The organism is Brachybacterium sp. GCM10030268, assembly GCF_042666305.1.
GTDB lineage: Bacteria > Actinomycetota > Actinomycetes > Actinomycetales > Dermabacteraceae > Brachybacterium.
Window position 1 is genome coordinate 135,455 of the sequence record NZ_JBHTCW010000006.1, and the last position, 19,214, is coordinate 154,668.

A 19,214-nucleotide genomic window follows, 5' to 3' on the forward strand; every position below is an offset into this window, starting at 1 on the left:
ACTATGAACGCAGGAGGCTCCGGCGTAGCCGCCACAGCGAGCCGGCGATGCGCCGGGCCAGGGCCAGGGGCTCATCCCGGCCATCCTTGGCGGGCCGCGAGGCGACCACCGCAAGACACATGAGGATCATCCCGATGCCGATCAGTCCGAACTGCAACGCCTCACTGACCATCAGTGCGAGGAACGTCAGCCCCTCGTGCTCGGGGCCGAGATCGATAGGGACAAAGCGCAGCGCCGCTCCGGCCGCCGAGGAGACGCCGCCGGTCAGGAGCAGAGGAATCCAGGTGGGGGAGACATGGGGTCCGAGGCCCGCTGCCGTCATGAGAAGTACGACGGTCAGAGCGATGACGGTCAGACGCACCATGCCCCACATTTCGAGGTGATGCGTCATCCCCTCGAGGTCTCTGCCCAGGAAGACGGACTTCTCGCTGAGGAGGCCGATGATCGATGCAGCGATGCCCGCTGCGCAGGCGAGGAGCCCGACGGTGACCGGGCCGGGAGCGCGCTGCCGGAACAGGACGAGGAATGCGGCTCCGATGATCGGAGCGGCGAGCCCGACGAGTTGAATCATTCGCAACACGGCACCCTCCAGCCATACGTCTGTATGGGTTCAAGCATACATATGTATGGACGCGCGCTCAAGGGTGGCATTCTCGATGATCCACTCGGCCTCGGAGCGGTGGGCTTCGTGCTCGGGCAACCGGTAGGTCTCCCGCGGACGGCCCAGCACCGGCTCCTCCGTCTCCCGGGACGCGAATCGGCACCTGCCCGGCACGCTCTCATGGAGCGCACCGCCAGGTGCCGATGTGGGGACAGCCGAGCCCCCGATCGCCGCACTCGGACGCGCGAGCCCCGGTCGCGGGACCCGCTACGCCCGACTCACTCCGTGCGGTCCAGCAGAAAAGTACGCGCCAGGTCGCAGACGTCCTTGACGGGGGAGTCGTTGTGGTCCTCGCGCTGCAGCGTCCGCACCGTGCGCTCACGCACCGCGTCCCGCAGGATCAGCGCCAGCATGGCGCGGCTGGCGAACTCCGGATCCACGCAGCTGCGCAGCTGGCCGTTCTTCTCGAGCGCGACGAAACAGTGCTCGAGCACGTGCTCGTGCACGCGGCGCAGCCGAGCCATCCGGAATCGGCCGGGATGGTCGTCGCTGATGGCGTCGGCGTCGAGGGTCGCCAAGAGCTGGATGAGGTGCGAGCCCGGGTTCCACATCTCTGTCAGGCCCCGCAGGAGCGCGTCACCGTCGGAGCAGAACTCCTCCTTGCGATCGAGCGCTTGCTGAGCATGCGCCTCGAGCCGGTCGATCACGCCTCCGAGCAGCTCATCCTTCGAGGAGAAATGATGGAGCATCCCGGGATGGGAGAGCCCGACCCGGCGGGAGATGTCGCGCAGGCTGGCCCCGTAGTAGCCGTACTCCGCGAACAGCTCGGACGCGCCGTCCAGAATGGATTCACGCCGGGACCCGTGCTCGATCTTCGCCGGTGCCTGTGCCGGCGCATCGCCGACGACGTTGAGATCGGGCCGTCCCGACCGGGCGCCGGCCGGGGTCGCCGAGCGCGGGGACGTGGTCCCGGTCGCCGGGGTGGCCGTGGTCGCGGTGGTTCGGCTGGACGTGACCAGGGAACCTTCATCGGTGGAGGGTGCGCGCGTCATGACTGCACCCCCGCGGTGTCGGCCGGGCCATGCTGGGCCGGCCGGATTCCTGCGGTCGCGGGCCCCGGGGTGGAACTCATCCCGGTGGGCGACTGCGTATGGGGTCTCCACCCGCCATCGGCGGGGTGGTTGACGAGTAGCGGAGGGTTCATGGCAAGCCTCGATTCGCGCAGGACGAAAACTCTTGGCCACTTGCCGGACCTACTGGTGAAAGTACTTCGTCTCGCGATGGTGCGCAAGCCCACAGCGGGCACGCACGGACGCGACCGATAGGAGACGACGGGCGGGTGAGGGCGGGGAATTGCGCCGTCGGGCGGGGTTTGTCGTAACCTGCCCGCCAACGAGAGGACTGCACGATGACCGGTTCCGGCGACCCCGCCGATCCGATGCGGCGCATCGGCGATCACGAGGTCGCCCGCGAGGGTTTCGAGGGTCTTCCGTACCCCGTCGTGATCGTCCACGGGTCTGCTCACCTCATCGCGGCGGCGAACGCCGCCTACCGGTGCTTCGCGGGCCGGGACGACCTGCTCGGCGTCCCACTGGGCGAGGTTCTCCCATCCCCGCAGGGACAGCGGCTGCTCGAGGCGACACAGCAGGTCATGTCCACCGCCGAAAGCGTCACGGTCAGGGAATGGCTCGTGCCCCGTGGTGCCTCCGGGGGCACAGGGGAGTCGTTCGTCGACGTCGATCTCCGGCCCCGGCGCGACGACCAGGGGCGGATCGACAGCGTCCTGATCGTTCACATCGACGTGAGCGAGCGGGTGCGCCGGCGCCGGGAGGCCGACTTCGCGCTCGACCAGGCGTTGCTGCCCGCCGAGCTCCCGGTGCTGCCACTGGTGGACATCGCCGTGCAGTACACGACTGCGCACGACGGAGAATCCGGTGAGCAGGAACGCGGGGGCGACTGGTTCGACGCCGTGCCACTCGCCGGTGGCCGAGTCGCGCTGATGGTCGGCGACAGCCCCGGCCAAGGGCTGGGGGCTGCGGTCGCGGCAAGTCATCCTCGCCTGCTGCTCGCCGAGACCCTGTTCGAGACCGGCGATGTGCGGAACGCGGTAGGGAAGGTCGATTCCGTCGCTTCCCGGGTGCGCACGATCCGCACCGCCACGGTGTGCCTCGCTGTGTTGGACCCGGCAGGTGGTGAGCTGACCTATTGCACGGGAGGACATCCGCCTCCGCTGATCGTCTCGGCCGACGGGTCGCGGCGCTCCCTGGTGGCGAGCGGATCGCCCCCGTTGGGCACCGGATGCCCGCCGCTGGTGACCACGGTGCGTCTCGAGCCGGGTGAGACGGTGGTGCTCTGCACCGGGAACATCCGCGATCTGCCGGGAAATGCCACGACGCCGGAGGGGACGGCAGCGATGGGGACGGTCGAGGACCCCGAGTCGACGGCGGAGCAGATCTGCCGTGAGGCGATCGAGCGGTTCGCCGGCCCCGGCCCCGATGGGGATATCGCCGTCCTTGCGGCCCGTCGTCGAGAGGAGGCCATCCCGCCGTTGCGCTGCGACGTCGTCGCCTCGGCCGCCGGCCTGAGCGAGGTGCGCACCGCGCTCGCGGACTGGCTCGCACAGCTGGGATGCTCGGATGCGGACAGGCAGGACGTGGACGTGGCCGCCGTCGAGCTGGTCACCAATGCGATCGAGCACGCGTACCGCGACCGTGCCGCGGGGACCGTGAGCGTCGAGGGGACGCTCGAGGTCGACGGGGTGCTCACGCTGGTCGTCGGCGATCACGGACAGTGGCAGGTTCCCGCTGCGCCCGGAGCCGCCGGTGGCCGCGGCCTGTGGATCGCTCGGACCTTCACCGACGCGCTCGACATCCGGCACGGCCAATCTGACGGGGACGAGGACGGCACCGTCGTGATCCTGCATCGACGCCTGCGGCGGGCGCCGCGGTCCTCTCTCCGTCCCGAGCGGACGCGCCTGGACATGCCGGAGCTGCGCCTGCGAGTCGACGGCCTGCCGCCGACGGTCACTGCCTCCGGCGAGGTCGATACCACGAACTCGCAGCGGTTCGCCGACCATCTGGACGGTGCCTGCCGGGGCGGATTGCACCCCCTGACCGTAGACTTGACCGCTGTCGAGTTCCTGGCCAGGGCAGGAGTCCGGGTGCTGCTCGAGATGCGGGAACGGCTCGTCGCCTATGGGCACGAGCTCGATCTGCTCGCGAGCGAGGACACGCCTGTCCAGGAGGTCCTGGACCTCGCCGGCCTCGCATGGCGGCCGAACGGGAACTCGACGAACGCAGGTACGTGACTGTGGGAGCACAACCGGAAGGAAGGCGCGCGGATGCCTGGCAGGACTGTTCACGAGCTGGCACTCGAATTCCGTCGCCTGAGCACGTACCTCACCTCCGGGGGCTCGCCGGCCGTCGCTCGCCAGCGTCTGGTCGATCTCGCGCCCACGTCCATCCCCGGCTGTGACTGGGCCGGCATCACGGCCCGTCCCGAGAACGGCCAGGCGCGCCTGGTCGCCTGCAGCGATGACATCGCCCGCCGGCTCGACGAGCTCCAGGACCGCACCGGCCAGGGACCGTGCCTGGAGGCCGCCGCCGGATCGGAGTCCGTGCGCAGCAGTGACCTCTCGACGGAGACCCGCTGGCCGGAGTTCACGGCTCTCGCCCTGGAGGACACACCGGTGCGGGGTGTGCTCGCCTTCCACCTGATGGAGACGCCCTCACCCACCGCGCTGAACCTCTATGCAGGCACCGGCGAGGCCTTCGACGACGACGCCGTCACGCTCGGTGCCCTGTTCGCGACCCACGCCTCCGTGCTGATGGCCCTCGCGGACAGCACGCATGAGGCAGCGACGCTGGGTGCGGCGCTGAGCACCAGCCGGCAGATCGGGGCCGCTGTGGGAATCCTGATGTCGGTCCATCGGGTCACCGAGCCGGAGGCGTTCGAGCTGCTCAAACACGCCAGCAACCACCTGAATCGGAAGCTGCGGGACATCGCCCGCGACGTCACCGAGACCGGGCAGCTCCCGGAGTCCGACGCGCGCTGACCGGCCCGGCCGGCTCGGTCAGCTCGTGCCGATCGTCCCGCCGACGACGGTCGCCAGGACCTCCGCGGCCCGCAGCTTCTCCGCCGCCTCGCGCGCCGCGGTGTCGACCATGAGCCCGTCGGGCCCGAGCGGCACGTCGGCGAAGGGATCCTCGGCCAGCAGCACCACGTCTCCCGGGCCGCCCGGGCGCAGGGCCGTGATCCCGTCGGTCGAGGCGGCAAGAGCCTCGAGCGGCTGCAGCTGCTGCTCAGGGTGCCAGCCCTCGCGCTCGTCGGCGCTGCGGTGGACGGCGGCGGCCATCGCCAGCCACGGATCCAGCGGCGCCACGGGGGCGTCGGACCCCAGCGCCAGCGGGACGCCGGCCCCCAGCAGGTCCCGCAGTCGGAAGGCCTCGCCACTGCGTCCGGGCCACAGATTCTCGGTGACGTCCCGGTCCTCGAGCAGGTGCGCGGGCTGGACCGAGGCCGTCACTCCCAGGGCCGCCATCCGCGCCACGTCGCGGTCGGTGAGCATCTGCGCGTGCTCGATGCGGGCGGCGATGCCGACCTGCTCGACGGCGTCGAGGGCGACCGCGGCGGCGGCGTCCCCGATCGCGTGGATCGCGGCCGTCAGCCCCAGCGCCTTCGCCCGGGCCAGTGCCGCGGTGAGCTGCTCGGGGCCGACGCTGAGCACGCCGCGGCCGGCGTACCCGTGCCCATCGGTATAGGCCTCGCGGGTGTAGGCGGAATGGGAGCCCAGCGCGCCGTCGACGATCACCTTCAGCGGGCCCATCCTCACCAGTCCGGTCTCGTCGAGCACGGTGCCCGTCGACCCCGGAGCGTTCTCGAGCTCGGCGATGTACACGGCGGTGCGCACCCGCAACCGGGGAGAGCGGGCTGGCCACTCGAGCCAGGGCCGCCCCCATTCCATGTCGACCAGGCCGACGACGCCGCGCTGGAGCGCCTGCCGCTGCATCATCGCCGCGCCGGTGGCGAAGGACTCGGCGACGCCGGGCAGCGCTGTCAGCTGCGGGGCGAGGTCGAACCACTCGTCCTCGGCGACGATTCCGTCCCGCGCCGGGAGCCCCAGCAGCTCCAGCGCCGCGGAGTTCAGCCAGGCGTGGTGGGCGTCGCCGCCGATCAGCACGGTCGGCACAGGGCCGGTGGCCTCATCCAGAGCCGGCACCGTCGGCGGCACCGCGAAGTCGATCAGCCGGTGGCCGAATCCGATCAGCGCCTGTCGAGGATCGGTGCCGGTCTCGCGGCGGCGCCCGAGCTCGCGCCGGACCAGCTCGAGGATCACGCCGACGCTCCCGGCACCGCTGGTGTCGAGGCGGGAGTGCGCCTGGGCGAGCTGACCTGTGTGGACATGCTGGTCCCACAGGCCGGGGATCGCCGGCGCCCCGCCGCCCTCGAGGACCTCCTCCCCGGGGGAGCGGGTCAGCTCGGCGGCCACCTCGGTGATCACGCCGTCACGAACGCGCAGGTCCACCGGCCGGGCCGGGACCTCGCCGGAGGCGGCATCCAGGGGCCGCACCTGTCTGATCAGCACCGATCCAGCGTAGCTCCCCGCGCCATGACGACTGTCATGGGTCGAGGGTGATCGCAGGGTCTGGGGCCGGGGGCCGAGGCTCGCAAGACTCGCTGCCATGAACACCACGACCGCTCCCGGCCCCACTGCTCCCGCCCCCGGCCGTGCACCGCACGAGCCCCCTCCGGCCGCCGCCATCAGCCTGCGCGGCGTCACCAAGCACTACGGCCAGGTCCGCGCCGTCCAGGACCTCGACCTCGAGGTCGGTCACGGCGAGATCGTCGCGCTGCTGGGCCCCAACGGCGCCGGCAAGTCCACCGCCATGGAGATGATGGTGGGCCTGGCCGGTCCCGACACCGGGGCGGTCAGCGTCCTCGGCGCCGACCCCGTCACCGCCACCCGCACCGGGCTGATCGGCGCCATGCTCCAGGCCGGGGCGCTGCTGCCGGACCAGAAGGTGCGGGCGATGCTGCAGATGCTGCACGCCCTCCAGCCCCACCCCATGCCGCTGGCCGACGCGGTCGAGCAGGCCGCCGTCGGCGATCTCCTCACGCGCCGCATCGGCGCCCTCTCCGGCGGCGAGGCGCAGCGGGTCCGTTTCGCGATCGCGCTGCTCGGCGACCCGCAGGTGCTGCTGCTGGACGAGCCCACCGTGGGCATGGACGTCGGTGCCCGCCGCGCCTTCTGGGTCCAGATGCGCGCCGTCGCCGCCACCGGCCGCACCATCGTCTTCGCCACCCATCACCTCGAGGAGGCCGAGCGGGAAGCCGCCCGCGTGGTCGTCATGGACCGCGGACACGTCGTCGCCGACGGCACCGGAGCCGAGATCAGCGCGATCGTCGCCGGCCGCGTCATCACCCTCCGCGGCGCCGGGCCCGAGCAGCTCGCGCAGCTGCCCGGCGTCGAGAGCGCGGGGGTCGACGAGACCGACCCCGGGCGGGTCCGCGCGGTCTGCTCGGATTCCGACGCGGCACTGGCCGCCCTGTTCACGGGCCCCCTCGCCGAGGACGTCCACGAGGTGCTGGTCTCCGCGCCCGGCCTCGAGGAGGCGTTCCTGCACATCACCGACCACACGGACCCCGATGATCCCGAAGGAGCCCAGCGATGAGCACCGCAGCCCCCACGCTCCCCGTCCGCGCCTCGGCCGTCCCGTCGGCGGCCACCCGCACCGTGCGCTACGCGCTGCACACCACCCGCATGACCGTCAGCAACGTCATCTTCATGGTCTTCACCATCGCCCTGCCGGTCGGCATGTACCTGCTGTTCTCGATGATGCTCGGGGACATGGACGGCGGCCAGGCCCGCGGCATGGTCATGATCAACATGGCCGCCTACGGCGGGCTCGGCGCCGCCGTCACCGCCGGCACCCAGATCCAGGAGGACCAGCGCAACGGATTCCTGCGCCAGCTGATCGTGGCCGGGCTGTCTCCGCGCTCGTTCCTGGTCGGCTCCGTGATGGCCGCCAGCGCCGTGATCGTCCCTGCGCTGATCGCCGTGGGCCTGGTCGGGGCCGTCACCGGCGTCGAGACGGCCGTCGGCCCGCTCCTGGCGACCCTGGCCGTGCTGTGGCTGGGACTGCTGCCCACCATCCTGATCGGACTGGTGCTGGGCATGGTCCTCAAGGGCGGCGCTGCGATGGCCGGCGGCGTGGTCACCATGATGGCGATGGCGATCTTCGGCGGGCTGTGGATGCCGCTGGAGATGTTCCCGCAGTGGATGCAGGACTTCGGTCGCGCACTGCCGACCTACTGGATTTCCAGCCTCGGCGAATGGACCCTGTACGGAGGCGACCTGCCGGTGACCGGGCTGCTGGTGATCGGCGCCTGGACCGTGGTGCTGGCGGTGCTGTGCGCGGTGAGCATGACCCGGGCCGTGGGCCTGACCCGCCGCTGAGGTGGCCGCTGACACAATGGCCCGCATGGAGACCACCGAGGCGCCGAGCTGGGGATCCTGGGCGCGCGGCAGCGAGAGCGAGGCCGCCGCCCGGCCCCTGACGCCGCGGGCGATACACCGGGCGGCCGTCGACTCCGGTGGGCTGCCCTTCGCGCTGCCTCCGGTGATGTTCACCGCCGTCCCCATCGTCATGGCATGGATCGACGGCCCCGGGCCGCGCGCCGCGGCCGTGACGCTGCTGCTCATGGTCTACGCAGCGCTGTTCATGTACGCCACCGGCGTCGGCCTCTACCCCCAGCGGGTGCGGCTGGCGTGGTTCGCGGTGTGCACGGGGCTGCTGCTGGTGCTCGTGCCGATCCTCGGCGTGTACGTGCTGTACATGGTGATGTTCCAGGCGATGACGCACGTGCTGCTGCTGCCGTGGCGGTGGGCCGTGCCCTCCATGGTGGTGATGTGCATTCTGGTCGGCTCCACCGCGATCGCCGTGGGGGAGTACGTCGCGGCGGGGCTCGCGATCATGGGGATGGTGATGGCCTGGGGGATCGGCTACGGCATCCGCCAGCAGATGCTGCAGGAAGAGCTCGAGGCGGCCCAGCAGCGCAACGCCGTGCTCGCCGTCGCCGCGGAGCGCGAGCGCATCGGCCGCGACCTCCACGACCTGCTCGGCCACTCCCTGACCTCGCTGACCATCTCCGCCCAGCTGGCGCGCCGGCTGCTGGAGAGCGACCCCGAGGCCGCCCGCGAGCAACTGGTGCACATCGAGGACACCGTCCGTCAGGCGCTGTCCGACGTCCGCGCCACCGCCAGCGGGATGCAGGCCGTGCGCGCCGCCTCCGAGATCGCCTCGGCCCGTTCCGTGCTCGCCACCGTCGGCATCCAGGCCGAGGTCCCGACGGCGCTGCCGCCGCTGCCTGACGAGCGCGCCGAACTGTTCGGCTACGTCATCCGCGAGGGCGTGACCAACATCGTGCGCCACTCCGGCGCCACCCGCGCCACGATCGCGGTGGACGAGAACTCGGTGAGCGTCAGCGACAACGGCACCGGCTTCCCGGAGACCGCCCGCCGCTCCGGGCTGCAGGGCCTCGAGGCCCGTGTCGCCATCGCCGGCGGGCACCTGGACGTCGACTCCGGGGAGGACGGCACCCGGCTGACCGCGACCATGGGGGCAGTGACCGCGGGGGAGGCGGCATGATCCGGCTCGTGGTCGCCGACGACCAGTCGATCCTGCGCTCGGGCCTAGTTGCTCTGCTGCGCCTGGAACCGGACCTGGAGGTGGTCGGTGAAGCGGCCGACGGGGCGAGCACCCTCGCGGCCGTGGCCGAGCACCGCCCCGACGTGCTGCTGCTGGATGTGCAGATGCCTGCCGGCGCCTCGGCCGACGGTACGCCCGGCCCCGAGGACGGCATCGCCGTCGCCGAGGCGCTGCGGGAAGCACCTGGCACCGGCCCCCGCATCATCGTGCTGACCACGTTCGGTCGCGCCGGGTACCTGCGCCGCACCATGGAGGCCGGGGCCCAGGGCTTCATGGTCAAGGACACCCCCGTCGAGCGGCTGGTGGACGCGATCCGCCGCGTCGACCAGGGGCTGCGGGTGGTCGACCCCGAACTGGCCGCGCAGTCCCTCGCCGTCGGCCCCAGCCCGCTGACCCCGAAGGAGACCGAGGTGCTGCAGGCCGCCGCGACCGGCGCCGGCACCGCGCAGATCGCCGCCACGCTGTTCCTCAGCGAGGGCACCGTGCGCAACCACGTCTCCGCCGCGATCGGCAAGCTCGGGGTCAGCAGCCGCGCCGAGGCCGTGAGGACCGCCTCGGACAATGGCTGGATCTGACCATCACGCGCCGTGCGCGCGTAACCTTTCGTGGTGCACACGATCGGATCCCTGCTGAGTCTGCTGATCGACGTCAGCGTCCCCGCATTCGCGATCGCGTCGATGCTGTCCATGGGTCTGCGCACGCCGCTGCGCGCCTTCGCCCTCCAGATGCGGGACCGGCGCACCGTCTTCTCCGTGCTCGGTGCCAACTTCGTGGTGATCCCGGCGGTGGGCACGCTGATCGTCTGGCTCCTGAACGGGCTGCTGCCCCACCACACCGGCGAGGGCTTCGTCATCGCCCTGTGCGCGGCGGGCGCGCCGTTCGTCCTGCAGCTGGGAGCGATGGCCCGCATCCCCTACGGCGAGACCGCCGGGCCGATGGCGGTGCTGCTGCTCGGCTCGATCGTCTTCATGCCGCTGGTGGTGCCGCTGCTCCTGCAGGACATCGAGGTCGACGGCTGGGCCGTGGCGCGGCTGCTGCTGGGCACGATGCTCTCCCCGATGATCGCCGGTATCGCCATCGCTGCGGTCTTCCCGCACCACGCCGACAGATTCGCGCGCGCCGCCGGCACGGTCGCCGCCGTCGCCGCGGTGCTGATGTTCCTCTCCGGCTTCGGCTCCAACTCCGCCCTGGTGCTGCAGCTGATCCTCTCCCCGGTGCTGCTGGTCGCCGCGGGCCTGGTGGCGCTGGCCTTCGTCGCCGGCCGGGTCGCCGGCGATCTCGCCGGGGACGTGCTGACGGTGCCCGACGGACCCGCGATCCTCTCCAGCCAGCGCAACATCGCCGCCGCCCTGCTGGTGGCCCGCTCCGACGGCGTCACCGATTCGGTGACCATCGCGATCCTCCTGCTCAGCGCCGTGGGCTTCGTGATGCTCGTGCCCTATGCCCTGGTCACCGGACTGGCCCGGCGGCGCCGGGCGGGGGAGAAGAGCTCGGTCGGGGTGCTGCTGGGCGTCGTCGGCCCCAAGACGGACTGAGGCGCGGCCGCGTCGCACGTTCCGGGCCGTACCCGCTCGCTCGTGGCACCCGCCTCCTCACGCCGGAGCGCCCCGGGATCCGTGAGCCGGTTGGATCCGGGCACCCATACCAACAACCTCGCGGATCCCGCGGTCGCGTTCTGCTCAGCTCGGGGCGGAATCCAGTGGGCTCGTCGGTGTCGGCGACATAGGCTGGCAGGGTGTCGTCCCTCCTGCGCATCATCCGTTTCACCCGCTCCCTCGCCCCTCTGTACGCCGCGGTCATCCTCGCCTCGGTCCTCACCGCGGTCGCCGGACTGGTGGTGCCGTTCCTGATCGGGAACGCGACCGACACCGTCGCCTCCGCCGTCAACGGGGAGACGCCCACCGGCACCGCTGTGCGCACCGTCCTGCTGATCGCCGGCGCGGTGCTGCTGGCCGAGCTGGCCAACACCGTGGTCTCCAACGTCGGCGGCTGGTTCGGCGACGTGATGAGCAACCGGATGCGCACCATCCTCTCGGTGCGCTATTACGACAAGCTGCTCCACCTGCCCCAGCGATGGTTCGACGGCGAGGTCACCGGCACCATCGTGGCTCGGCTGAACAGGTCGATCACCGAGATCACGAACTTCGTGAAGATGATGTCGAACAACTTCGCGTCGATGCTGATCACGACCTTCGCCGTCCTCGTGATCAGCGCCTGGTACGCCTGGCCGCTGGCGCTGCTGCTGCTGATCGTCTTCCCCGTCTACGTGTGGCTGACCTCGCTCACGTCGGTGAAATGGCAGCGGCTCGAGGGGGAGAAGAATGAGCAGGTCGATATCGCCTCCGGCCGTTTCGCGGAGGTGGTCGGGCAGATCCGCGTGGTGAAGTCGTTCGTGCGCGAGCGCGGGGAACTGGCGGACTTCTCCCGTCGCTTCCGCTCCACCGACGCCACCACCCGGGAGCAGTCCTCGCACTGGCACCGGATGGACATCATCCGCCGCGCATTCCTGAACCTCATCTTCTTCGGCATCTACGCGATCATCTTCGTGCGCACCGTCCAGGGTCAGTTCTCCCTCGGTGAGATGGTGCTGCTGGTCCAGCTGATGACCATGGCCAAAGCACCGGTGGAGTCGATGAGCTTCGTGATCGACTCCGCGCAGCGCGCGATCGCGGGCTCCAAGGACTACTTCCGGGTGATGGAGACCCCGGTCGATCCGCGCACCGCCGCCGTGATGGCTGCACGCCCGGCCGATGCTCCGGACGCCGGTTCGGCCGACGGGCGGGCGGCCGAGGCCCCGATGCTCGTCGGTGCCGGCGCATCGGGTTCCAGCTCTGCTCCCGCCGACGGGTCCGCCTCGGGTTCCAGCTCTGCTCCCGCGGCCGGTTCCGCCTCGGGTTCCAGCTCTGCTCCCGCGGCCGGTTCCGCCTCTGGTCCCAGCTCTGCTCCCGCGGCCGGTTCCGCCGTCGCCACGCTCACCGAGTCCCCGCTGATCGAGCCGGTGCCCGGCGCGCCCGTGGTCGCCTTCGAGGACGTCAGCTTCGCCTACGAGGACGGCGAGGACGTGCTGCACGGGATCGGCTTCCACATCGAGCCCGGCGAGAAGATCGCGCTGGTCAGCGAATCCGGAGGCGGCAAGTCCACCATCGTGAACCTGTTGCTGGGACTGTACGAGCCGCGCACCGGCAGCATCGAGGTGATCGGCCACCCCAGCGCCGACCTGCCCCTGGACCAGCTGCGCGCCCACATCGGCGTCGTCTTCCAGGACGCCTCCCTCTTCTCCGGCACGATCCAGGAGAACATCGCCTACGGTCGCCCCGAGGCGAGCGAGGAGGAGGTCCGCGAGGCCGCCCGCCGCGCCAACGCCGACGCCTTCATCCGTCGCTTCCCCGAGGGCTACCAGCAGGTGATCGGCGAACGCGGCCTGAAGCTCTCCGGCGGTCAGCGCCAGCGCATCGCCGTGGCCCGCGCGATCCTCAAGGACGCCCCCGTGCTGGTCCTCGACGAGGCCACCTCGGCGCTGGACACGAAGGCGGAGATCCAGGTGCAGAAGGGCCTGGACGAACTGATGGCCGGCCGCACCTCGCTGATCATCGCCCACCACCTGTCCACGATCGCCGAGGTGGATCGCATCATCACCCTGCGCGAAGGCGTCATCGACGAGATCGGCTCCCCGTCCGAGCTCGCCGAGACCGGGGGCATCTACGCCCAGCTGCTGGAACTCCAGAGCTCCGGCGACACCCGGCGCCTCGCCAAGTACGACATCACGGGCTGAGCCGAGAGACGGATTCGGCCTCGCGGGGCGAGATTTCAGACCGGTCTCACGCCGGCGAGGACAGCTTCTCCGCGAGGCCGTCGAGGGCGGTTGCCCAGTGCCGCCGGCGATCTCCGGCCGGTTCATCGCCGGTCCAGGGGCCGCAGTGGCGGATGCTGAGCAGCGTCGCGTTCGGCCCGGCGGGCTCCAGACGCAGGTCCACGGCCTCGTCACTGCTCTCGCCCCCGTGCCCCGCCCGGGTCCACGAGAAGGCGAGGCGCTCGGGCGCCTCCACCTCGAGATAGGTGCCCTCCAGGGCGAACCCGGCCGACGGGGCGGTGATGCGGTAGCCGCCCCCACGGCGGACGTCGGCCTCGACGTGCAGGTCGGGGCATCGTCGTCGCAACCACGTGCGCATCTCGTGCGCCGAGGCGAACGCCTCCCAGACTCGATGGACAGGTGCCGGCACTCGCTCCCGGAACTCCAGCGGTGCGGCACGCAGCAGTTCCCACCGCTGAATCGCCTCGCGCTCGATCACCTCGTCGGCGGGTGCATCTGCCGTCGACGCTGCGACCGAACGGGACAGCGACTCCAGCATCTGCTCCCATCCGCCGCCGTATCCGGCCACGTGCTCCGACTCGCGCAGAGCGTGGTCGACGCGCAGTTCGGTGTCGTTCTCCGCGAGGCGGATGATCTGCGCGGTGATCACGCTCTCGGGTTCCCCCTGCCACCTCCAGCTCACGCGCACCAGATCGCGTTCGCAGGCGAGGACCTTGCCGCCGGCAGGGTCGGATCCGTCGCCGGAGAGATCGGCCGTGAAGGAGTCCCCGACTCCGGACGGTTCGCCCTCGATGCGGCCGAACCAGCGGGCGAGGCGTTCGGGGGTCGAGAGAGCGCCGCGCAGGTTCTCGGCGCTGGTCCGATACCTGCGTCTGAAGGTCAGCTGCGGGCGATCGCGGGTGCCGGTCAGAGCGCGGGACGTCGATCGGTGCACGGGGTCTCCTGTGAGTCGCGGAGGCTGTGGTGCTTCGCGCGGGCAAGCTCGGTCTCGAGCGCATCCAGGCGTCGGGACCAGAGCCGTGAATAGCGGTCGACCCAGGCGACGATGTCGTCGAAGGCGTCCGGCGAGAGCGTGTAGAGGCGGCGGGATCCGGCAGCGGCGACCTGTACGGCGTCGGCCTCGCGCAGCACCCTCAGCTGATTGGAGACTGCCGGCTGGCCGATGTCGAACTCCGCCGAGATGATTTCCCCGATCTCGCCCGCCGATCGTTCACCGTCGCTGAGGATCTCGACGATCCGACGGCGGACGGGATCGGCGAGCAGGCCGAAGGACGTCATGACGCGATGATATTGACGAGCGGTGAAATATGCCAGAGGTCGGGAGAGGGGAGGAGAAGATGGAGCCATGGCATGGGACGGCGTGGCAGAGGCGTACCGGTGGTCGTTCGCGACCCTCTGCAGGGGCGCCGTGCCCGCTCTGCTGGAGGCCACGGCACCGGCCGTCTCGCATCTCGACGTCGGCTGCGGGACCGGTGATCTCGCGCTCGCCGCGGCCCGGGCCGGGCGGCGGGTGGTCGCGGCGGACCCGGAGCCCGACATGGTGGCGCTGACCCGTCGGACGGTCGAGGCCGACGGCGCGGGCGTGAGCGTCGTGGGGGCCGGGGCCCCGGGACTGCCGTTGCCGGACGCGGTATTCGACGCGGTCACCGCCAACTTCGTCGTCAACCACGTACCGGAGCCCCGAGCCACCATCGCGGAGCTCGCGCGGGTCGCGACACCCGGAGGACGGCTCGCCATGACCATCTGGCCGGCCGAGCCCGGGCCCCATCTCGCGGCGTATGGGCAGGCCGCCCGGAACGCGGGTGCCGTGCCCGTCGCGAGCACGCGCCTTCCTCCGGAGCTCGACTTCCCGCGCACGCCGCACGGCCTGGCAGACCTGGCGCGTGGTGCCGGGCTGCGCGTCGAGAGCGCCGAGGAGATCACCTGGACCTGGCACATCACCGCCGACGACCTCATGGCCGGGATCGCGGGAGGCGTCGCCACCCCTGGCCAAACTCACCGCGCCCAGAAGCCAGAGGTCCGCGCCGCCATCGAGCGGCGAGCGCGGGAGCTGTGGAGCGCGTACGCCACGGATGGCGGAGGTGGCGTGGCCGACGCACCAGGCATCTCCTGCGCCACGCTCGCCTTCCCCGTCTCCGCCGTGCTCGTGTCCGCCGTCGTCCCCGTCGAGACCGCCTGAGTTGTCGCTGACCGAGGGTCATAGCGACCACTGAGAGGGTCTCGACGGGACAGAAGCTCCCATCGCGAGCCGACTCACCCCTTCAGCAGTCGCGGCAGCACCCGCACCAGCACCACCATGCCCACGAGCTCCACGACCGTCTGCGTGACCACCGCCGCCGGGACCAGCGCCAGCTGCGCAGGCATCGCCAGGGCCAGCGGGAGGACCACCAGCGAATTGCGAGTGGCACCGGAGAAGGTGAGCGCCCGCGCCGCGCGCACCTCGAGGCGGGCCACGCGCGAGAGGAGCAGGCCCGCTGCCGTGGCGAGGACGAGGAAGGCCGCATAGACGGGCACCAGCGCCAGCAGCTGCACCCCACCGGTGCGGATCAAGGGGACCTGGGAGCCGACCGCCGTGACGAGGACCAGCACCATCAGCGGCACCATCGTCGCCGAGAGATCCCAGCGCGGTGCGACGCGCTGGATCAGCATCGCGGCTGCCAGCGGCAGCAGGATCAGCAGGACGAGAGCGCGTATGAACGGGCCGACGTCGATCAGATCCGCGACACCGCTCGCGCCGCCGCCGAGCAGCGGCACCAGCACCGGCAGCGCGAGCATCTGGGCGAGCATCAGCACCGGAGTCGCGGCGAGCAGACGCTCCCGGTCGCCGCCGGCCAGGGCGGTGAAGACGATGACGTAGTCGATGCACGGGGCCAGCAGCACCAGCAGAGCACCGATCAGCAGAGCCGGGGAGGCGGCCAGCGGACGCGTGATCGCCCAGACCACCACGGGGACGACGACGAAGTTCAGGACCAGGAGCGCCGCGAGGAAGCGGCCGTCGGCCACAGAGACCCGGAAGCGTGTCAGCGGCACCCCGAGGAAAGTGACCAGCAGCAGGGCCGCGATGGACGGCTCGACCGCGGTCTCCATCGCTCCAGCGGCGCGGGGCAGCAGGGCGCCGAGGACGGCGCCGACCGCGATCGCCGCGAGATAGATCGGCACCTGGCGACGCTCGAGACGGCCGGCCCAGGCCGCGAGCGTGCTCGTCGCACCGCGCGCGTTCCGCTCGCGGGGCTCGACACCTCGGCTCCCGTCCATGGGTCGCTACGGTAGTGCGAGCGGCTCAGGGGGCGTTCGGGGGCACGGGATAGCATGTCTCCCGTCACACGTCCGGGGGCGACGAAGGAGCTCACATGGGATTCATCCAGGCATTCAAAGGCGCGATCGGCGGGATGTTCGCCGACCAATGGCAGGACTTCCTCACCGTCCCGAACGGGCTGCCGCAGACCGCGGCGCTGTTCCCGGCCGTGCCGCGCGGCACCAATGCCGGTCGCGGCTCCAACGTCCGCGGCTCGGAGAACGTCATCACCAATGGCTCACGGATCCTCGTGCCCCAGGGCTACGGTCTGATCACCGTGGTCGACGGGCGGGCCACGGGCCTGATCACCGAGGCCGGCGGCTACGAGTTCAATGATCAGTCCCCGGACTCGCGGTCCGTGTTCGCCGACGACGGCATCCTCGCCTCCACCGTCGGCATGTCCTGGGAGCGCTTCAAGTTCGGCGGCCGGCCCACTTCGCAGCAGCTCGGCTTCTACGTCAGCCTCAAGGAGATCCCGGACAACAAGTTCGGCACCCAGTCGGAGATCTACTGGGACGACGCCTACCTCAACGCCCAGGTGGGCGCTGTCGCGCGCGGCTCTTACACGATGCGGATCATCGACCCGCTGCTGTTCGTGCACAACTTCGTGCCTGCCACCTTCATCGGCCCGAACGCCCCCGTCTTCGACTTCTCCGATCCGGACAACGCCGCCGGCAACCAGCTGTTCCGCGAGGTCGTCGGCTCCCTCGCCCAGGCGTTCTCGCGCTACACGAACGATCCGGACAAGGGCAACCGCATCTCCCGCATCCAGGGTGACTCGGTGGGCTTCGCCCAGTCCCTCTCCGCCGCCGTCGAGGAGGGTTACCGCTGGTCCACGGACCGCGGCCTGGCCATCGTCAAGACCGCCATCGCCTCGATCGAGTACGACCAGCGCACCCGTGAGCTGCTCACCGACGTGCAGAAGGCCGACGCCCTCTCCGGTGCCCGCTCGCAGTCCTTCCTCAATCAGTCCGTGGCCCGCGGCGTGGAGAACGCCGGCGAGAACGGCGGCGGCGCCGGGCTGGCCATGTTCGGTGCCGGCATGGGAGCCACCGGCGGCCTGGTGAACCCGGCACAGCCCTGGGCGCCGCCCGGGCAGCAGGGCGGCCCGGCGCAGGGTGCGCCCCAGGGCGGCGCCCCGCAGCAGGGCGGCCAGCAGGCGCCTCAGGGCGGCCAGCAGGCAGCGCCGCAGCAGGAGGATCCGGTGGCCAAGCTCGCCCAGTACAAGGAGATGCTGGATCAGGGCCTGATCACTCAGGAGGACTACGACGCGGCGAAGAAGGCCGCCCTCGGTCTCTGAGATGTCCGTACCTCCCGAGCACCCGGAGTGGGCGCGCCCGGACCAGCCCGCCCGGCCACCCGCCGAGAGCGGGCGGGAGCCGGCCGTGCAGGGGCCGCCGCAGCAGGCCGGGCCGCCGCACCAGTCCGGCTCCCCCCAGCAATCCGGGCCGCCCCAGCAGGCCGGGCCGCCGCACCAGTCCGGCTCCCCCCAGCAGTCCGGGCCGCCGCAGCAGGGGAAGTCCCCTGCGCAGATGCTCGGTGACGATCAGATCGCCGGAGCGACGGAGGCCGCGCGCCAGCACGCCGCACACCGGATCATCGACACCAGCTCGGGCCGCAGCGACGGACTGAGCAAGTGCCCCCGCTGCGGCAGCACGGACATCAAGTATTCACTGAGCGCCAAGGCGCTGGTCTGCGCGTACTGCCGCCATCAGTGGAACGAGGACAACGCCGAGCAGGCCTTTGGCCTGGATTCCTCGATCGCGGAGCTGCAGGGCCACACCATGGCCTCGGGCACGGCGGACATCCGTGAGGACGTCTCTGTGGTCACCCTGAAATGCCAGGGCTGCGGCGCGGAAGTCGTCATCAACGTCGACCAGGAGCTGCAGGCCCGCTGCCACTGGTGCCGTCAGACTCTGTCCGTCAACACCCAGATCCCCAACGGCGCGGTCCCCGACGCGGTGCTGCCCTTCGAGCTCACCCGCGAGCAGGCCATCGAGCGGATCGACGAGTTCGCCGGCAAGCGCAAGGCCTTCGCGCACGGCCGCTTCAAGCAGGAGTTCGTGCCCGACAACGTGATGGGCGTGTACATCCCGTACATGGTCGTCGACGGGAACATGCACGCCGTCCTCGGCGGCACCGGCGAGGTCACGACGCGCCAGTACACGGTGCGCCGCCGGGTCGGCAAGGACAACTACGTCACCGAGACCTACTACGACGCCGACGTCTACAACGTCCAGCGTGCCTTCGACCTGCTCGTGGACGACCTGACGGTGGAATCCGCCCAGCGCTTCAACGCTCGCGACAACTCCCAGGCGACCAACAACATCCTCAACGCCGTCCAGCCGTACGACACGGAGAACGCGGTCGCCTACAACTCGAACTACCTCAAGGGGTTCACCTCCGAGCGCCGCGACCTCGACGTGCAGGACGTCGATGACGCGGTGGAGGACAAGTTCCTGGCCATCGCGCGGGCGAAGGCGCTGCCGACCATCGGCCGGTACGACCGCGGCGTGCGCTGGGAGCAGGAGGGCGTCGCCGTGCACGGGACCCGCTGGGTGGCGGTGTACGTGCCGGTGTGGCTGTACAGCTACGCGGACTCCGCCAAGGGCGAGAACTCGCTGACCCACTACATCGCCGTCAATGCGCGCAACGGCAACACCATGGGGTCGGTGCCGGTCTCGCATCCGAAGATCTTCGCGGTCGCGTGCCTGGCCGGCAGCGTCGCCGCGGCGGTCGGCGCCGTCGTCGGCTTCGGCTGGTTCTTCGCAGGATGAGGGTGTCGAGAATGGATGAGGA

At 71.0% G+C, this 19,214-nt stretch carries 17 protein-coding genes; 11 read left to right on the forward strand and 6 right to left on the reverse strand.

Features of this window, described 5'->3' with window-relative positions:
- Window position 1: 1 nt before the first annotated feature.
- Window positions 2-571: a hypothetical protein gene (locus ACFQRD_RS10585; RefSeq protein ID WP_377015874.1), complete on the reverse strand. Its 570-nt coding sequence runs from the start codon at window positions 569-571 to the stop codon at window positions 2-4.
- 308 nt (window positions 572-879) lie between these two features.
- Window positions 880-1,653, reverse strand: coding sequence for a TetR/AcrR family transcriptional regulator (locus ACFQRD_RS10590; protein ID WP_377015876.1), 774 nt, complete (start codon window positions 1,651-1,653; stop codon window positions 880-882).
- A gap of 356 nt (window positions 1,654-2,009) precedes the next feature.
- Between ACFQRD_RS10590 and ACFQRD_RS10595 the strand changes: the two genes are divergently transcribed.
- Together ACFQRD_RS10595 and ACFQRD_RS10600 are read left to right on the forward strand one after the other, a co-directional pair.
- Window positions 2,010-3,908 carry a SpoIIE family protein phosphatase gene (locus tag ACFQRD_RS10595; protein ID WP_377804212.1) on the forward strand — a complete coding sequence of 633 codons (1,899 nt, stop codon included), beginning with the start codon at window positions 2,010-2,012 and terminating at the stop codon, window positions 3,906-3,908.
- Between the two features lie 33 nt (window positions 3,909-3,941).
- Complete coding sequence (locus tag ACFQRD_RS10600; RefSeq protein ID WP_377015880.1) at window positions 3,942-4,655, forward strand: GAF and ANTAR domain-containing protein; 714 nt, start codon at window positions 3,942-3,944, stop codon at window positions 4,653-4,655.
- 18 nt (window positions 4,656-4,673) lie between these two features.
- On the opposite strand, the gene ACFQRD_RS10605 is transcribed toward ACFQRD_RS10600, so the two are convergent.
- Complete coding sequence (locus tag ACFQRD_RS10605; protein WP_377015882.1) at window positions 4,674-6,185, reverse strand: amidohydrolase; 1,512 nt, start codon at window positions 6,183-6,185, stop codon at window positions 4,674-4,676.
- A 97-nt stretch (window positions 6,186-6,282) separates the two neighbouring features.
- Here ACFQRD_RS10605 and ACFQRD_RS10610 point away from each other — a divergent pair, with 97 nt between their 5' ends.
- From ACFQRD_RS10610 to ACFQRD_RS10635, 6 genes are all read left to right on the forward strand, one after another.
- Window positions 6,283-7,272 carry an ABC transporter ATP-binding protein gene (locus ACFQRD_RS10610; protein WP_377015884.1) on the forward strand — a complete coding sequence of 330 codons (990 nt, stop codon included), beginning with the start codon at window positions 6,283-6,285 and terminating at the stop codon, window positions 7,270-7,272.
- Window positions 7,269-8,057, forward strand: a complete 789-nt coding sequence (locus ACFQRD_RS10615; RefSeq protein ID WP_377015886.1) for an ABC transporter permease — start codon at window positions 7,269-7,271, stop codon at window positions 8,055-8,057. Before ACFQRD_RS10610 ends, ACFQRD_RS10615 begins: the two co-directional genes overlap by 4 nt.
- A 25-nt stretch (window positions 8,058-8,082) precedes the next feature.
- A complete protein-coding gene (locus ACFQRD_RS10620; protein ID WP_377015888.1) occupies window positions 8,083-9,249 on the forward strand; it encodes a sensor histidine kinase in 1,167 nt (388 codons plus the stop codon).
- Window positions 9,246-9,884, forward strand: a complete 639-nt coding sequence (locus ACFQRD_RS10625) for a response regulator (protein ID WP_377015890.1) — start codon at window positions 9,246-9,248, stop codon at window positions 9,882-9,884. Before ACFQRD_RS10620 ends, ACFQRD_RS10625 begins: the two co-directional genes overlap by 4 nt.
- 33 nt (window positions 9,885-9,917) lie before the next feature.
- Entirely contained in the window at window positions 9,918-10,844 is a 927-nt protein-coding gene (locus ACFQRD_RS10630) for a Na+-dependent transporter (protein ID WP_377015892.1), read from the forward strand.
- A gap of 200 nt (window positions 10,845-11,044) precedes the next feature.
- Window positions 11,045-13,081: an ABC transporter ATP-binding protein gene (locus ACFQRD_RS10635; RefSeq protein WP_377015894.1), complete on the forward strand. Its 2,037-nt coding sequence runs from the start codon at window positions 11,045-11,047 to the stop codon at window positions 13,079-13,081.
- A gap of 46 nt (window positions 13,082-13,127) precedes the next feature.
- Here ACFQRD_RS10635 and ACFQRD_RS10640 read toward each other — a convergent pair whose 3' ends face one another.
- Together ACFQRD_RS10640 and ACFQRD_RS10645 are read right to left on the reverse strand one after the other, a co-directional pair.
- Window positions 13,128-14,054 carry an SRPBCC family protein gene (locus ACFQRD_RS10640; RefSeq protein WP_377015896.1) on the reverse strand — a complete coding sequence of 309 codons (927 nt, stop codon included), beginning with the start codon at window positions 14,052-14,054 and terminating at the stop codon, window positions 13,128-13,130.
- The gene (locus tag ACFQRD_RS10645; protein WP_377015898.1) at window positions 14,027-14,398 is read right to left on the reverse strand and encodes an ArsR/SmtB family transcription factor; all 372 of its coding nucleotides are present in this window, start codon (window positions 14,396-14,398) and stop codon (window positions 14,027-14,029) included. The genes ACFQRD_RS10640 and ACFQRD_RS10645 overlap by 28 nt, the downstream gene beginning before the upstream one ends.
- Window positions 14,399-14,528: 130 nt before the next feature.
- Between ACFQRD_RS10645 and ACFQRD_RS10650 the strand changes: the two genes are divergently transcribed.
- On the forward strand, window positions 14,529-15,299 hold the full coding sequence (locus ACFQRD_RS10650; RefSeq protein WP_377804214.1) for a class I SAM-dependent methyltransferase: 771 nt from the start codon (window positions 14,529-14,531) through the stop codon (window positions 15,297-15,299).
- Between the two features lie 74 nt (window positions 15,300-15,373).
- On the opposite strand, the gene ACFQRD_RS10655 is transcribed toward ACFQRD_RS10650, so the two are convergent.
- Complete coding sequence (locus ACFQRD_RS10655; RefSeq protein WP_377015902.1) at window positions 15,374-16,375, reverse strand: bile acid:sodium symporter; 1,002 nt, start codon at window positions 16,373-16,375, stop codon at window positions 15,374-15,376.
- Between the two features lie 95 nt (window positions 16,376-16,470).
- Between ACFQRD_RS10655 and ACFQRD_RS10660 the strand changes: the two genes are divergently transcribed.
- Together ACFQRD_RS10660 and ACFQRD_RS10665 are read left to right on the forward strand one after the other, a co-directional pair.
- Window positions 16,471-17,715 carry an SHOCT domain-containing protein gene (locus ACFQRD_RS10660; protein WP_377015904.1) on the forward strand — a complete coding sequence of 415 codons (1,245 nt, stop codon included), beginning with the start codon at window positions 16,471-16,473 and terminating at the stop codon, window positions 17,713-17,715.
- A gap of 1 nt (window position 17,716) precedes the next feature.
- Entirely contained in the window at window positions 17,717-19,192 is a 1,476-nt protein-coding gene (locus ACFQRD_RS10665; protein WP_377015906.1) for a proline-rich domain-containing protein, read from the forward strand.
- Window positions 19,193-19,214: the final 22 nt, after the last annotated feature.